The 14,669-nt window shown below is 37.1% G+C and carries 15 protein-coding genes; 11 read left to right on the top strand and 4 right to left on the bottom strand.

Going from position 1 to position 14,669, the window contains the following annotated elements:
* Window positions 1-2: 2 nt before the first annotated feature.
* Entirely contained in the window at window positions 3-2,165 is a 2,163-nt protein-coding gene (locus ABC255_RS22900; RefSeq protein ID WP_412997104.1) for an ATP-dependent Clp protease ATP-binding subunit, read from the bottom strand.
* Between the two features lie 205 nt (window positions 2,166-2,370).
* Between ABC255_RS22900 and ABC255_RS22895 the strand changes: the two genes are divergently transcribed.
* Window positions 2,371-3,420 (top strand): YkvI family membrane protein, encoded by a 1,050-nt coding sequence (locus ABC255_RS22895; protein WP_412997102.1) that lies wholly within the window; start codon window positions 2,371-2,373, stop codon window positions 3,418-3,420.
* 45 nt (window positions 3,421-3,465) lie between these two features.
* Here the strand turns inward: ABC255_RS22895 and ABC255_RS22890 are convergent, their stop codons facing one another.
* Window positions 3,466-4,077, bottom strand: a complete 612-nt coding sequence (locus tag ABC255_RS22890; protein ID WP_412997100.1) for a CPBP family intramembrane glutamic endopeptidase — start codon at window positions 4,075-4,077, stop codon at window positions 3,466-3,468.
* A gap of 151 nt (window positions 4,078-4,228) precedes the next feature.
* Here ABC255_RS22890 and ABC255_RS22885 point away from each other — a divergent pair, with 151 nt between their 5' ends.
* Entirely contained in the window at window positions 4,229-4,348 is a 120-nt protein-coding gene (locus tag ABC255_RS22885; protein WP_335535942.1) for a DUF6254 family protein, read from the top strand.
* 47 nt (window positions 4,349-4,395) lie between these two features.
* Here ABC255_RS22885 and ABC255_RS22880 read toward each other — a convergent pair whose 3' ends face one another.
* Window positions 4,396-4,584 (bottom strand): YkvS family protein, encoded by a 189-nt coding sequence (locus ABC255_RS22880; protein WP_063251529.1) that lies wholly within the window; start codon window positions 4,582-4,584, stop codon window positions 4,396-4,398.
* Between the two features lie 229 nt (window positions 4,585-4,813).
* On the opposite strand from ABC255_RS22880, the gene ABC255_RS22875 reads away from it, so the two are divergent.
* From ABC255_RS22875 to ABC255_RS22835, 9 genes are all read left to right on the top strand, one after another.
* Window positions 4,814-5,008 carry a hypothetical protein gene (locus ABC255_RS22875; RefSeq protein ID WP_412997097.1) on the top strand — a complete coding sequence of 65 codons (195 nt, stop codon included), beginning with the start codon at window positions 4,814-4,816 and terminating at the stop codon, window positions 5,006-5,008.
* Between the two features lie 64 nt (window positions 5,009-5,072).
* A complete protein-coding gene (glpK, locus tag ABC255_RS22870; protein ID WP_412997095.1) occupies window positions 5,073-6,563 on the top strand; it encodes a glycerol kinase GlpK in 1,491 nt (496 codons plus the stop codon).
* Between the two features lie 53 nt (window positions 6,564-6,616).
* Window positions 6,617-8,269 (top strand): glycerol-3-phosphate dehydrogenase/oxidase, encoded by a 1,653-nt coding sequence (locus ABC255_RS22865; protein ID WP_412997092.1) that lies wholly within the window; start codon window positions 6,617-6,619, stop codon window positions 8,267-8,269.
* Between the two features lie 354 nt (window positions 8,270-8,623).
* Window positions 8,624-8,890, top strand: coding sequence for a phosphocarrier protein HPr (locus ABC255_RS22860; RefSeq protein WP_335534051.1), 267 nt, complete (start codon window positions 8,624-8,626; stop codon window positions 8,888-8,890).
* On the top strand, window positions 8,890-10,602 hold the full coding sequence (gene ptsP, locus ABC255_RS22855) for a phosphoenolpyruvate--protein phosphotransferase (protein WP_412997090.1): 1,713 nt from the start codon (window positions 8,890-8,892) through the stop codon (window positions 10,600-10,602). The genes ABC255_RS22860 and ptsP overlap by 1 nt, the downstream gene beginning before the upstream one ends.
* A 113-nt stretch (window positions 10,603-10,715) precedes the next feature.
* On the top strand, window positions 10,716-11,501 hold the full coding sequence (locus tag ABC255_RS22850) for an SDR family oxidoreductase (protein ID WP_412997088.1): 786 nt from the start codon (window positions 10,716-10,718) through the stop codon (window positions 11,499-11,501).
* 88 nt (window positions 11,502-11,589) lie between these two features.
* Complete coding sequence (locus ABC255_RS22845; RefSeq protein ID WP_335534045.1) at window positions 11,590-12,063, top strand: hypothetical protein; 474 nt, start codon at window positions 11,590-11,592, stop codon at window positions 12,061-12,063.
* A gap of 154 nt (window positions 12,064-12,217) precedes the next feature.
* Window positions 12,218-13,096 (top strand): NAD(P)-dependent oxidoreductase, encoded by an 879-nt coding sequence (locus ABC255_RS22840; RefSeq protein ID WP_412997085.1) that lies wholly within the window; start codon window positions 12,218-12,220, stop codon window positions 13,094-13,096.
* A gap of 67 nt (window positions 13,097-13,163) precedes the next feature.
* On the top strand, window positions 13,164-13,343 hold the full coding sequence (locus tag ABC255_RS22835) for a hypothetical protein (protein WP_215040604.1): 180 nt from the start codon (window positions 13,164-13,166) through the stop codon (window positions 13,341-13,343).
* Between the two features lie 40 nt (window positions 13,344-13,383).
* Here the strand turns inward: ABC255_RS22835 and ABC255_RS22830 are convergent, their stop codons facing one another.
* Window positions 13,384-14,538, bottom strand: a complete 1,155-nt coding sequence (locus ABC255_RS22830; protein ID WP_412997083.1) for an aminotransferase A — start codon at window positions 14,536-14,538, stop codon at window positions 13,384-13,386.
* Window positions 14,539-14,669 lie beyond the last annotated feature (131 nt).

The following is a 14,669-nucleotide window of genomic DNA, read 5'->3' as shown; positions in this document are numbered from 1 at the left end:
AATTATTGAACGTTTACACTTTCTGAGGATGTTACCTTCAATTGTTCATCCTCTAAAATTGCCGATAATTTATTTGCCTCAGGCTGGTCTAAAATATAGTCTGCAATTTTATCTTCAATTTGTTCTTGAATGACTCTTCGAAGCGGGCGTGCACCAAATGCTGGATGGTAGCCAAGCTCCGCAAGCTTTTCTTTTGCTTCAAGTGTAATCGTAAATTCAATATTTTGCTCATTTAACGTTTCTTGTAAATCAAGTACCATTAAATCAACGATTTGCATGATATGTTCTTTTTCAAGTGAGTTAAATTCAATAATACTATCAAAACGGTTTAAAAACTCCGGCTTGAAAAAGCTGCCCAAAGAATCTAGGATAGAAGCTTCTTCGATTGCTTCATTTGTTCCAAAGCCAACATGAATGGTTTTGTGTCCCACACCAGCATTGCTTGTCATAATGATAACGGAATCCTTAAAGCTTACTGTTCTTCCTTGACTGTCTGTAAGACGCCCATCTTCGAGAATCTGTAAAAACATATGCTGAACATCTGGATGAGCTTTTTCAATCTCGTCTAATAAAATTATGCTGTATGGATTTCTTCTTACCTTCTCAGTCAGTTGTCCTGCTTCATCATGACCTACATAACCTGGAGGAGAACCAATTAATTTGGAAATACTGTGTTTTTCCATATACTCACTCATGTCGAGACGAATCATCGCTTCAGATGAACCAAATAATTCTTCAGCCAATGTTTTGGTAAGCTCGGTTTTACCCACGCCTGTTGGTCCGACAAAAAGGAAAGAGCCAATTGGACGATTCTTAGATTTTAAGCCGGCACGGCTTCTTCTAATCGCCTTTGAAACCTTCTCTACAGCTTTCTTCTGGCCGATAACTTTAGTATTTAAGTTTTCCTCAAGGTGTTTCAGTTTTTGCTGTTCATCCTCTTGTAATTTACCAACAGGAATACCGGTCTTTTGCTCAATAATTTCTTGAATATGTGAAAGCTCTACAATTGGTCTGCTGATTTCTGAAGTTTCATTTAACGATTTCTCAAGTAAAGCTTCTTCATCACGAAGTGAAGCAGCTAATTCATAGTTTTCTTTTTTGAGAGCTGAATCTTTTTGAACAGCTATTTCTTGTAAACGTTTCTCAAACTGATCCTGGCTTTGACCATCTGAAGTTAGATTTATTTTAGATCCTGCTTCATCAAGTAAGTCAATCGCCTTATCAGGTAAGAATCGATCCTGGATATAACGGTGTGATAATTGAACACATGCCTTTATTGCAGCGTCAGAATAAGTTACTTCATGGTAATCCTCGTATTTATGCTTAATCCCTTTTAAGATTTCAATTGCACCCTCTGGTGTCGGTTCAGCTACTTGAACCGGCTGGAATCGTCGTTCCAGAGCGGAATCTTTTTCTATTTGACGGTACTCTTTCAGTGTTGTTGCACCGACAAGTTGAAGTTCACCGCGTGCAAGAGCTGGTTTTAAAATGTTACCAGCATCCATTGAACCTTCTGCAGAACCTGCTCCTACAAGGAGATGAATCTCGTCAATGAAAAGAATTATATTCTTACGCTCCTGTAATTCTGCGATTAATTGCTTAATTCTTTCCTCAAACTGCCCACGAATACCAGTGTTCGCAACTAAAGAAGCAACATCTAGTAAATAAACTTCTTTATTTCTTAATTTGCCAGGTACCTTTCCGTCGACTATTTTCATTGCTAGACTTTCGGCGATAGCTGTTTTTCCGACACCTGGTTCACCAATTAACACCGGATTGTTTTTATTACGACGATTCAATATTTCAATGACCCTTTTAACTTCATCATCACGACCAATCACGGGGTCTATGAGACCTCCTTTAGCCATATGTGTTAAGTTTCGGGCAAATTGATCAATAAATCCTCCCTTTCCATTTTGACCATTTTGCGGAGTAGGTGTCTGACCATTTAAATGATGATTATTTTCAGAGCCATTCATATTGAAAAATAAATCATCAAATGAAAATCCAGGGAAGGAGTTCATTTTAGGACTCATTCCTGAATTAATAGCATTTTTATTTTTTGTATAACATTCATGACACAGCTTCATATTGCTGTGTTGTCCATTAATGTTTAAATTTAGTTGAACATTGGCTTGGTTTTCTTTACATAATTGACACAGCATAATATAAAACCTCCTATTAATTAAATCTAATATTTATTTGACTTTGACTATATTTGACCTTATGTGATTAGTATACTTTGACCTTTTTTGACTTTCAAGGGATTTGCCTATGGTAATTTTTTCTGCTAATAAATTAGGCTTGTATAAAAAAAGCTCGTCTTTGTTTGTCCTCTTGCTCATATATTGTATTTGAGGGGGAGATGAGGTGAAAAAGAATTGGTCGGCAGCATTTCAAATCGCCGCAGTGTATGTGGGTACAGTCGTGGGGGCGGGATTTGCTACAGGAAGAGAAATCGTTGAGTTTTTCTCTCGGTTTGGCTTCATTGGCTTTCTAGGTATTTTATTGAGCGGCTACCTCCTTATCGTGTTAGGATCAAAGTTAATGAGAATTGCTGCTCGAATTAACGCGGTTTCGTATCAAGAATTTAATGTACACTTGTTTGGGAAATGGGCAGGCAGGGGTATTAACATAATTATGCTTTTTATGCTACTTGGAGTAAGTGCGGTAATGCTTGCTGGTGCAGGAGCGGTGTTTGACGAGCAATTAGGCCTATCAAAGAATTTAGGGGTTTTTATAACGATATTTTTATCGTTTATTGTTATGATGATTGGTACAAAGGGGTTATTCGCAGTCAATTCGTTTGTTGTTCCCATTATGGTTTGTTTCAGTCTTATGTTAATGTCACTTTCTATTAAACAGTCCGATTTTGTCAATCACTTATTATTTGTACCACATACGGAGGATAGCTGGAAAAGTATATTAGCGCCCTTTTCTTATACAGCATTAAACCTTGCATTAGCACAAGCTGTGCTGGTTCCAATTGCAAATGAAATTAAAGATGATTGGACAATAAAGTGGGGAGGTATTTTAGGTGGTGCCGCTTTAACTCTCATCTTAATATCCAGCCACTTTACCTTGATTATGCTTCCAAATTTTGAGGTTTATGAGATACCTATGGCCATCATTATGAAGCAAATAGCGCCTTTTTTTTATTGGATATTTGTCCTTGTTATTTATGGTGAAATTTTCACATCAGTCATCGGAAACGTTTTTGGACTTGATCGTCAGTTAAAGCAGTTTGTTCAAGTTCCTACTTTCATTACGATATCAGCTATTTTCATCGTTTCTTATATGATTAGTCTTATTGACTATAGCAAGCTGTTGTCTAATCTTTATCCATTGTTTGGCTATATTAGCCTAATCTTTTTTATCCTCCTATGGAGAAAGCCTCTGAACGATAAAGTGAATAAATGATAAAAATAGGAAAAGCATTGTCGATAATTTTGACAGGTGCTTTTCCTATTTTAACGGCAAAATAATAAAAATCATGATGTCAAAGACAATATGAGAAACAATCACTAAAGGCATACTTTTCTTCCATAAATATAGCGCACCCCACATTAGACCAGAAAGAAATGCAGCAAGCATTAGGATGTACGTTCCTGAATAAATATGAACAGAAGCATAAAGCAGAGCAGCAATTAAAATACTCTTAAATGGTCCGAAATAGCGAAGTAGTCTTTTTTGTACAAATCCTCGCCAAAAAAGTTCTTCCCCAGGTGCGGCAACCAAAATTAGTGCAAGGTATTGCCAAAACAACGCAGGAGCAAACCAGCGGTAGAGTTTTTTTATACTGTTTTCAAAAGGTAAATTTAGCAGGTCAAATGCTTGTACCCCCAGCCAAAATAATAAATAAAGTAGTAATCCCGAGAGTGCACCAATGGAGATGTATTTGAAAAATGACGCTTCATCTTCGACAGCTTCTTGAAACATCGCATAGGTAATTAATATAAGTAGTGAACCAGTAAAAATGTACCAGAATATGGCTCGGTCATGAAAAGTGAAATACATAAGCGCATGAGCGATAATGAACCCAGAGATTAGCCGAAGATCTAAAAAGCTGTTCTTCATTTATCAATTACCTCCTTTCTAACAATAAAATTTATTTTAACAAAAAAAATTTATGAAAGGAAATGTTTACATCACACTTTTGGGCGAATCCTATAAATAAGAAGAAAGAAATTGCAAAAAATATGAAGGTGAAAGGAAAGGAGGAGTAACAATGAGCAAATCCCAAAGCCAACATGAGCGAGAATGGACGGTCCGCAAACAAGACCAAAATCCACACGGAAAAGTAAAATCAAAAGATGAGCTATTAAAAGAAGCTGGACGAGGTAAATAAAAAGTAAAAAGGCAGCCCATGGCTGCCTAATCTACAAAAATATCAATTTAATAAGCGCTTTCTTTTACTATCTTATAATTTTTATGGTTTACAACAGTCCGCTGATCCAATTCTAAGTCACGATAATTATCCATAAGTGTTAGGTCGACTATTACAGAGTTTTCATTGACCTTTTCTACAATACCTTTTAATCCGCCGCGGAATTCAATGACATTTCCTACTTCTGCTTTTTTCATTAGTCTCTCTCCTTTACCTGACAATCTATATATATTCATTTAAGTAACAGTTTGCACTAATTTGTATGTTTCGTAAAGGCTTTTTTTTGACAATTATGTTAATTTTTAATAAAAAATATGAAAAAATGCAATCGTTTACATTTATAGATTAAATTTTTATAGAATATCGTACAAATATTGACTACGATAATGGTCCTTACTATAAAATGGGAATAAAGGTGGTGCGTTTATGAACGAACAGTTTGTGCAAGAAATCTTGGGAAAATTAAAAAATGGTGAGCTATCCGAGTTCTATGTTAAGAAAGAGGAATTTATGGATTTTCGTCAAGTCCTTGTCAAGAGGGAGGACTTTAAGCATTTTCGTGGCATAGGTCAACGAGGTGGAGATGTACTATATCAATACCTGGAGGAGCCAAGAAGCTAATTAACAATAACTTAATCTAGTATTTTAAATAGTAATTAACCATATAGTGAATAGGGGGATTTTTTTGGAGACGTTTATTCTCTCTATAGACCAAGGAACAACAAGCTCGCGGGCTATTCTATTCAATAAGCAAGGGGAAATTGTTTTTGTTGCACAAAAAGAGTTCACTCAGCATTTCCCTAAACCTGGCTGGGTGGAGCATAATGCAAACGAAATTTGGGGCTCAGTCTTATCAGTTATTACCGAGCTATTGTCTGAATCGGGAATAAAACCAGAGCAGATTGCTGGAATAGGCATCGCGAATCAACGAGAAACTACGGTAATTTGGGATAAGGAGACAGGAGAGCCTATATATAATGCAATCGTATGGCAATCCAGGCAAACTAGTGATATTTGTGAGGAATTGAAAACAAAGGGGTATGATGATCTTTTTCGCTCAAAAACGGGATTATTAATAGACGCCTATTTTTCAGGGACAAAAGTGAAATGGATTTTGGATCATGTTGAGGGAGCGCGCGAAAAAGCAGTACAAGGTAAGCTTTTATTTGGAACTATTGATACATGGATTGTATGGAAACTTTCGGGAGGATGTGCACATGTAACGGATTACTCCAATGCCTCCAGGACATTAATGTTTAATATTTATGACCTAAAGTGGGATGATGAATTACTTAAGATATTGGATATTCCTAAATCTATGCTGCCTGATGTTATGCCCTCATCTGCAATTTATGCAAAGACAGTAGATTATCATTTTTTTGGAAGGGAAACACCCATCGCAGGGATAGCTGGTGATCAGCAAGCTGCACTTTTCGGGCAAAACTGTTTCGAAAAAGGGATGGCTAAGAATACCTACGGTACGGGTTGTTTTATGCTGATGAATACGGGTGATAAAGCAGTTCGGTCTAAAAATGGCTTACTGACGACCATAGCCTGGGGACTTAACGGAAAGGTTGAATATGGCCTTGAAGGAAGTATTTTTGTTGCGGGTTCTGCTATTCAGTGGCTCCGTGACGGATTGAGGATGTTTAAAGAGGCTAAAGATAGTGAGTCCTATGCAATTAAAGTGAATTCCACAGAGGGTGTTTATATTGTACCTGCATTTGTAGGTTTGGGGACGCCTTACTGGGATAGTGATGTAAGAGGAGCTGTTTTTGGTCTAACAAGAGGAACGACAAAGGAACATTTTGTTCGTGCCACACTTGAATCTTTAGCCTATCAAACCAAAGACGTGCTATCGGCTATGGAAGCCGATTCCTTAATAACTTTAAAAACGCTTCGTGTAGACGGTGGTGCAGTAAAAAATAATTTTTTAATGGAATTTCAAAGTGATATTTTAAATGTACCTGTAGAAAGACCGAAAGTTAGTGAAACCACTGCACTAGGAGCAGCATATCTTGCTGGATTGGCAGTAGGTTTCTGGGAAAGCCAAGAAGAAATTTCCAAGCAATGGGCAACAGATCAACAATTCAGTCCGAAAATGTCTGAGAATGAGCGAAGTAACTTATATAACGGATGGAAAAAGGCAGTAGAAGCTGCTATGGTCTTTAAATAAATTTGATAAATTATTTTTCAATTATCGTTTTTTCTCTATTTAGGAGGAAAGCTATGAAATTTTCTAACATAAATAGGAATGAAATAATTGAACACCTGAAAAAGCAGGAGTTTGACGTTTTAGTGATTGGTGGTGGGATTACTGGAGCAGGGATTGCACTAGATGCCACAACTAGAGGGATGAAAACAGCTCTTGTTGAAATGCAGGATTTTGCTGCTGGTACATCAAGCCGTTCAACCAAATTAATTCATGGTGGGCTTCGTTATTTAAAACAATTAGAAGTAAAAATGGTTGCTGAAGTGGGGAAGGAGCGCGCCATTGTTTATGAAAATGGTCCTCATGCGACAAAACCTGAATGGATGTTACTTCCGATTTATCAAGGAGGTACCTTTGGCAGGCTGAGTACTTCCATAGGCTTAAGAGTTTATGATTTTCTTGCAGATGTGAAAAAATCAGAGAGAAGGGTCATGCTTTCAAAAGAGCAGACTTTAGAGAAAGAGCCTTTATTAAAAAAAGAAGGATTAATTGGCAGTGGTTACTATGTCGAGTATCGTACGGATGATGCACGTTTGACGATAGAAGTTTTAAAGAAGGCAAATGAAAATGGCGCTGTTCCAATTAATTATACAAAGGTCATAAAGTTTGTTTATAAAAATAAAACCATAAACGGTGTAGTGGTAGGAGATGAAATAACAGGAACTCAATACGAGATTCGCGCGAAAAAAATTGTTAATGCTGCCGGGCCATGGGTGGAAGAATTGCGTGAACTCGATCATTCTAAGAATGTAAAAACGCTGCAACTGACAAAAGGTGTCCATATAGTTATTGACCAAGGACGATTTCCTTTAAAGCAGTCTATTTATTTTGATACCCCTGATGGAAGAATGATTTTTGCAATACCACGTGAACATAAAACATATGTCGGTACAACAGATACATTTTTTTATGGTGATAAACTTCATCCTTTCATAACAAAAAATGAAAGAGATTACTTAATCAATGCTATTCATTATATTTTTCCTGAAATGAATATTAAAAAAGATGACATTGAGTCAAGCTGGGCGGGTCTGCGTCCGCTTATTTTTGAGGAAGGCAAGAAAGCTTCTGAAATTTCAAGGAAGGATGAAATTTGGGAGTCACAATCTGGGCTGCTAACGATAGCAGGGGGAAAATTAACAGGATATCGAAAAATGGCCGAAGCAATTGTTAATTTGTTAGCAGTAAGTTTGTCCAAGCAAGAAAATACCAGTTACAAAGATTGTAAAACGAAAAAAATGCCTATTTCCGGTGGTGATGTAGGGGGAGCAGCAAATTTTCCTGACTTTATCTCACAAAAAGTTGAAATAGGAGCAGAATCTGGTCTCACTTCAATAGAATCTAGACAATTAGCTTCTATATATGGTTCAAATATTGATGAGGTTTTTCACTTATTCCTAGCAAATAGGTTAGATGCGATAACATATGGCATCCCTGATGTACTCTTTGCAAAGCTTGTTTATGCGATACATTGCGAAATGGCTGCCACACCAACAGATTTTTTTACTCGCAGGACAGGGGATGTCTTATTCAATATTAATTCTGTCCATTTGTTTAAAAAACCAGTTATTGATTATATGGCCAATAAATTTGTGTGGAATGAAACGGCTAAGCTAAAATATACAGAAGAACTAGAAATTGCATTAAAAATTGCTTCAGGTACTGACTAAAGATGGTAGAAAAATTTATTAAATAATCTAGTTGATAAGCTGCCTAATAGGTAAGCTTTTTTTGTTTTATAAACGGTTCATTTTGTGACTAATTTGTGAACTTTTTCAAAAAAACGTTTTGTCGATTTTTTAATGCGCTTACAAAAAGTGATAAATGTTGTCTGTAATGTTTGAACATGTTATCCTAGCAATTGTATGGAATTCTAATAATAAAATGAAGCTCGCAGTTTACATACTTCATTTCCTTTTGGAGAAAATATAACAATTAGCTCAGTTGTCTAATCTGACTAAAAGCTGTTAGATATGTAATAAGCCAGCATCATTTTACATTAATGAGAAGGAGTTTGATTTAACATGGCAGAAAAACAATTTAAAGTAATAGCAGATACAGGGATTCACGCAAGACCAGCAACATTACTTGTACAAACAGCAAGCAAATTTGATTCAGAAGTCAATTTAGAATATAAGGGTAAAAAAGTTAACTTAAAATCAATTATGGGTGTAATGTCTCTTGGAATTGGGCAAGGTGCAGATATTGCTATCAGTGCAGAAGGCAGTGACAGTGAAGAAGCTTTAAGAAGCCTTGATGAACTATTGAAAAAAGAAGGACTGGCTGAATAATGGCATTTTTACAAGGAATTGCTGCTTCAAATGGCATTGCAATTGCAAAAGCGTACCGATTAGTAGAACCAAATTTATCATTTGATAAAAAAACGATTGAAGATACTGCATCAGAGGTATCTCGTTTTCAGGCTGCAATAGAGAAATCTAAAGCAGAACTTGAGGCGATTCGAGATCGTGCCAATATTGAACTTGGTGCAGATAAAGCCGCTATTTTTGAAGCACATTTACTTGTTCTCACGGATCCAGAATTAAATGGACCGATTGAGGATAAGATTAAGTCAGAAAAAGTAAATGCTGAAGCTGCATTAAAAGAAACAGCTGACATGTTTGTTATGATGTTTGAACAAATGGACAATGAGTATATGAAGGAACGGGCTGCGGATATCCGGGATGTTACAAAGCGTGTTCTAGCACATTTACTTGGCGTACAATTAGTGAATCCAAGCATGATCGCTGAAGAAGTAATCATTGTTGCTGAGGATTTAACTCCATCGGATACCGCTCAATTAAACAGACAGTATGTATTAGGATTTACTACTGATATAGGCGGACGCACTTCGCATTCTGCAATTATGGCTCGTTCCATGGAGATTCCAGCGGTAGTAGGTACAAAAACGGCTACAGAAGAAATCAACAATGGTGACTTGGTCATTGTCGATGGTCTGAAAGGTGAAGTACATATTAACCCAACCCCAGAACTTGTGGCAGAATACCGCAATATCCATGAGCAATTTGAAGCTCAAAAGACAGAATGGGCAAAGCTTGTTAATGAGAAAACGGTATCAGCTGACGACCATCATGTTGAATTAGCAGCAAATATTGGTACTCCTAATGACTTAAAGGGTGTCCTTGCAAACGGTGGAGAAGGTGTAGGTCTTTACCGTACGGAATTCCTTTACATGGGCAGAGACCAGCTTCCTACGGAAGAAGAACAATTTGATGCTTATAAAGCAGTTTTAGAAGGTATGAAAGGGAAGCCAGTTGTTGTTCGTACTTTGGACATCGGCGGCGATAAAGAGCTTCCATATCTTCAGCTGCCAAAAGAACTTAACCCGTTTTTGGGATTCCGAGCTATCCGTTTATGTTTAGAGGAGCAGGATATTTTCCGTACCCAGCTTAGAGCGCTTCTACGTGCCAGCAGCTATGGAAACTTAAAAATTATGTTCCCAATGATTGCAACTCTAGATGAATTCCGTGAAGCAAAAGCTATTCTTGAAGATGAAAAACAAAAGCTTATTGCTGCAGGACAAACAGTTTCAGAAAGAATTGAACTGGGAATCATGGTTGAAATTCCATCGACTGCCGTTTTAGCAGATCAATTTGCTAAAGAGGTTGACTTCTTTAGTATTGGAACAAATGACTTAATCCAATATACAATGGCAGCAGACCGAATGAATCAACGTGTGTCCTACCTTTACCAGCCATATAGCCCATCTATTTTACGATTGGTTAAGATGGTTATCGATGCAGCACATGCAGAGGGTAAATGGGCAGGTATGTGCGGTGAAATGGCGGGAGACGAAACAGCCATACCACTTCTTCTTGGTCTCGGTTTAGACGAATTTTCAATGAGTGCAACCTCAATATTAAAGGCACGTTCACAAATTAAAAAGTTGAACAAATCCGAAATGGTGAGCCTTGCTAATCAAGTCTTAAATATGCAGACAACTGCTCAAGTAATTGATGCAGTTAACGCTGCTACTAAATAAAACTGATATTAAAGAGACAGAATGATTCTGTCTCTTTTTTTTGGACATGTTTTAGGAATTAGAGGAAATTTTTAGTATAATGGTGATAGACAGGATCAAGGAGGATGGATCGGATGGATTTGAATTTGAGCGGAAAAACAGCGCTTGTTTTGGCTTCAAGTCAGGGCTTAGGCTTTGCTATCGCAGAACGGCTAGTCAGAGAGGGAACGAATGTAATGATTTCTGGCCGAGATGAGGAAAAACTAAAAAGAAAAGCAGCTGAATTAGAATCTATTGGACTCGGCAATGTTGCTTTCCAAAAGACAGATATAACGGAAACTGGAGATATTAAGAGACTTGTTTCCAAAACCATTGAGGTATTTGGATATCTTCATATACTTATCAATAATGCAGGTGGACCACCAGCTGGGACTTTCGTGGACTTAACCGATGAAGATTGGCAGAACGCATTTGAACTAAATTTATTATCATATATTCGTGCCATACGTGAAGCATTGCCATACTTAAAAAAGCAAGGCGGTAAGGTTCTTAATATTGCATCGTCTTCAATAAAGGAACCCATACCAGGATTAATACTCTCCAATACCTTTCGAACAGGGATTGTAGGACTCTCCAAAACGTTAGCTTCCGAATTGGCTCCGCATAATATCTTAATTAATACGATCGCGCCCGGACGAATTGCTACAGACCGCGTGAGACACTTAGATCAATTTACAGCAGATAAACAGGGAGTGGACGTAGAAACCGTTGAGTTGACTATGAAAGCACAAATCCCTCTAAAAAGGTATGGAACACCTGAGGAATTTGCCAATGTAGCAGTATTTCTCCTTTCAGAAGCCAATACCTATATGACAGGAAGTTCCTTTTTAGTTGATGGGGGTATGATTAAATCTATTTAACTTTCTATACACTTCCAATAACCAACCTCGTTTAACGTTTATTACCAACAATATTTGGCTAAGGTAAAAACATAAAGGAGTGTTTATCATGCGGAGAAGTATAAAAATGGTTTTTGTCATAGTAAGTATGATTCTTTTAGGAACAGCACTTACTGGATGTGGATTACCTTTATCAAAGGAACTAATTGTCAATCGATACGCGGATGCCCTGCTAACAAAGAATAACGAACTCCAATTTCGGTTTAGAATTAATAATGAAATATTAGATAGACATGAATTATATAAAGTGAAAGTTACCATTCATGATGATCGCATGGCTTCGGCAATTGGTAAACGTGAAATTATATATGGTGAAGAACAAGTTCTAAATGGGGAATATTTAGAGGTAAAGGGTACAGGTGAAAAATATATTTTCATGGATCCGCTTCCGTTAAAAGATGACTTACACATTCATGAGCTTCAAACGATGATTGAAAAAAATCATGCCGTATCAATTGAGATATATAACAATCAAGAAGTATTTGGAAGGGTCTACTTAACAAATTTTTCGTCAGAGCTTTGAAAATATGTTTATCATTTTTTATCTGGGAGAAACTAAAAAGGTGCATAAATTTGGAGATTGAGCACGAGAACCGGAAAGTACTTAGTTCCGGTTTTTTTGTGTTATTAATTATATAATTGAGAAGTAAAAATCCATAATCGGAGGATTGATCATTTTGTTTACACCAGAAAATACTGTAATTGGTTTCATCGGAACAGGCGTCATGGGAAAAAGTATGGCCGGACATTTAATGGCAGCTGGCTATCAAGTATTTGTTTATTCAAGGACAAAGGAAAAGGCGGGGGATCTACTTGAACAAGGTGCTGAGTGGGGTGAAACACCACAAGAAGTAGCCTCAAAGGCAAATGTTATTTTTACCATGGTTGGCTATCCCTCAGACGTTGAAGAGATCTATTTAGGAGAAAATGGATTGGTACATCATGCTAAACCAGGCAGTTATCTTATTGATATGACAACCTCGGCTCCATCACTAGCAGTAAAAATATATAAAGCAGCAAAAGAAAGAGACATTCATTCAATTGATGCACCTGTATCTGGCGGGGATGTCGGGGCAAAGGAAGCAAAGCTCTCAATAATGGTTGGTGGCGAGGAAGAGGACGTTGAAGCAGTAAGACCACTCCTAAATCTAATGGGTACCAATATCATCTACCAGGGGAGAGCTGGTGCTGGTCAGCACACCAAAATGTGCAATCAAATTGCGATTGCCTCTAATATGATAGGTGTATGTGAAGCGATTGTATATGCTGAAAAAGCAGGATTAAACCCAGATTCCGTTTTAAAAAGTATTACGACCGGCGCTGCAGGAAGCTGGTCATTAACCAATCTTGCACCAAGAATGCTTAATGGGAATTTTGAACCAGGATTTTACATAAAACATTTTATTAAGGATATGAAAATTGCCTTAGATGAAGCAGAGAATATGGAAATGAAAGTTCCTGGATTAGCTTTAGCCAAAACGCTTTATGACCAGCTTGCTGAAATGGGCGAGGAAAATAGTGGAACACAGGCTCTTTATAAATATTGGAAGTCCTAACAGGATTGTATAAATAGCTCCTCATTTCAGAAACTATCATAGAAGCTGAAATAGGAGGAAACCTTTTATGGCAAAAAGAACAAAAAAGAATGACCCACAGCAAAAAAATAAAAAGGGATTTGATTCTGCAGTTTTAAATGAAGAATTTGCTCATGAGATGGGTTCAGCAGCAACAAATAAAATTCATAAAGATAAAGCTAAAAAAGAAAAAGCTTCTAAAAATAACGGGAAATACAAAGGTCAATAACGATAAAGAATTACCCTCACTTCAGCAGTGAGGGTAATTTTTACTTTTTCATACTTAAAAATGTTTCGATTCGGTTCAATCCGATTTCTAATGTTTCTAGAGAACAGGCGAAAGATAATCTAAAATAACCTTCACCGTATTCAGAGAATGCACTCCCAGGAACGACAGCTACTTTTGCTTGATGAACCATCGCTAGAGCAAAGTCAAAACTATTTAATTGAATGGAGTCAGGAATCTTAACAAAGAAATAAAATGCCCCATCTGGCTTGACTACATGGAGCCCCATAGCGGTAAAACGATTGTATACATATTCGCGTCTTATGCTATATTCCTTTTTCATTGGTATGGCATCATCTATTCCAGTTGTTAAAGCAGCTAAAGCGGCTTTTTGTGCAATTGAAGTCGCACATGAAACATTATATTGGTGCACCTTTAAGATGTGCTTCGTAATGTCTTTAGGTGCATATATGAATCCTATTCTCCACCCCGTCATGGAATGAGATTTTGATAATCCATTAATGACAATCGTTTTCTCCTTTAAAAACGAAGCAATAGAAATATGGGGTTGATCATAAGTCAACTCACTGTATATTTCGTCTGCAAGTACGAATATTTCTCTCTCTTTCAAGTAAACGGCAATTTCTTTTAACTCTGTCTCTGTGAGACTGACACCTGTAGGATTAGAGGGATAAGGCATGACAATACAGCGTGTCTTATCGGTTATATAAGGTTTAATCATTTCTAAGGTAAATCGAAAATTATTATCCCTAATATCGACATGAACGGGTACAGCCCCACACATCCGAATAATGGGTTCATATCCAGGATAAATTGGTCCAGGCAAAATCACTTCGGTACCTTCAGCTAGTATTGTTCTAAATGTGATATCTATGGCTTCACTTGCTCCTACCGTAACAATTACCTCTGAATCTGGCTCATAAGTTAGTCCGTATTTCTTTGCAACAAAATCGCAAGCAACCGTTCGTAATTCGCTGATACCCGCATTATGGGTATAGGAGGTGAAATTCTCCTCAATCGCTTTGATGCCAGCCTGTTTGACATGTTCTGGTGTTGGAAAATCTGGCTGACCAATGGTTAAAGAAATAACATCATCTATGTGTGATACCATATTATAAAATTTTCTGATACCTGAAACCTCTAATTCCTGAACTTTGGTATTAATTAAATGTTCCACCCTTGTTCATCCTTCCATTGCTATAATCAGTACCTTTGATTATAAACAGATTTATAGAAATATTCTACAATAATGGGCAAGTGGCGATTGAGGAAGACTATTCTTAACCATAAAAAAACGTAAAAAAGGCG

The organism is Neobacillus canaveralius, from assembly GCF_047237705.1.
In the GTDB taxonomy this organism is placed as follows: Bacteria; Bacillota; Bacilli; order Bacillales; family Cytobacillaceae; genus Neobacillus; species Neobacillus niacini_K.
The sequence above is the reverse complement of the archived record's forward strand: the minus strand, read 5'-3'. Positions and strand labels throughout refer to the sequence as shown.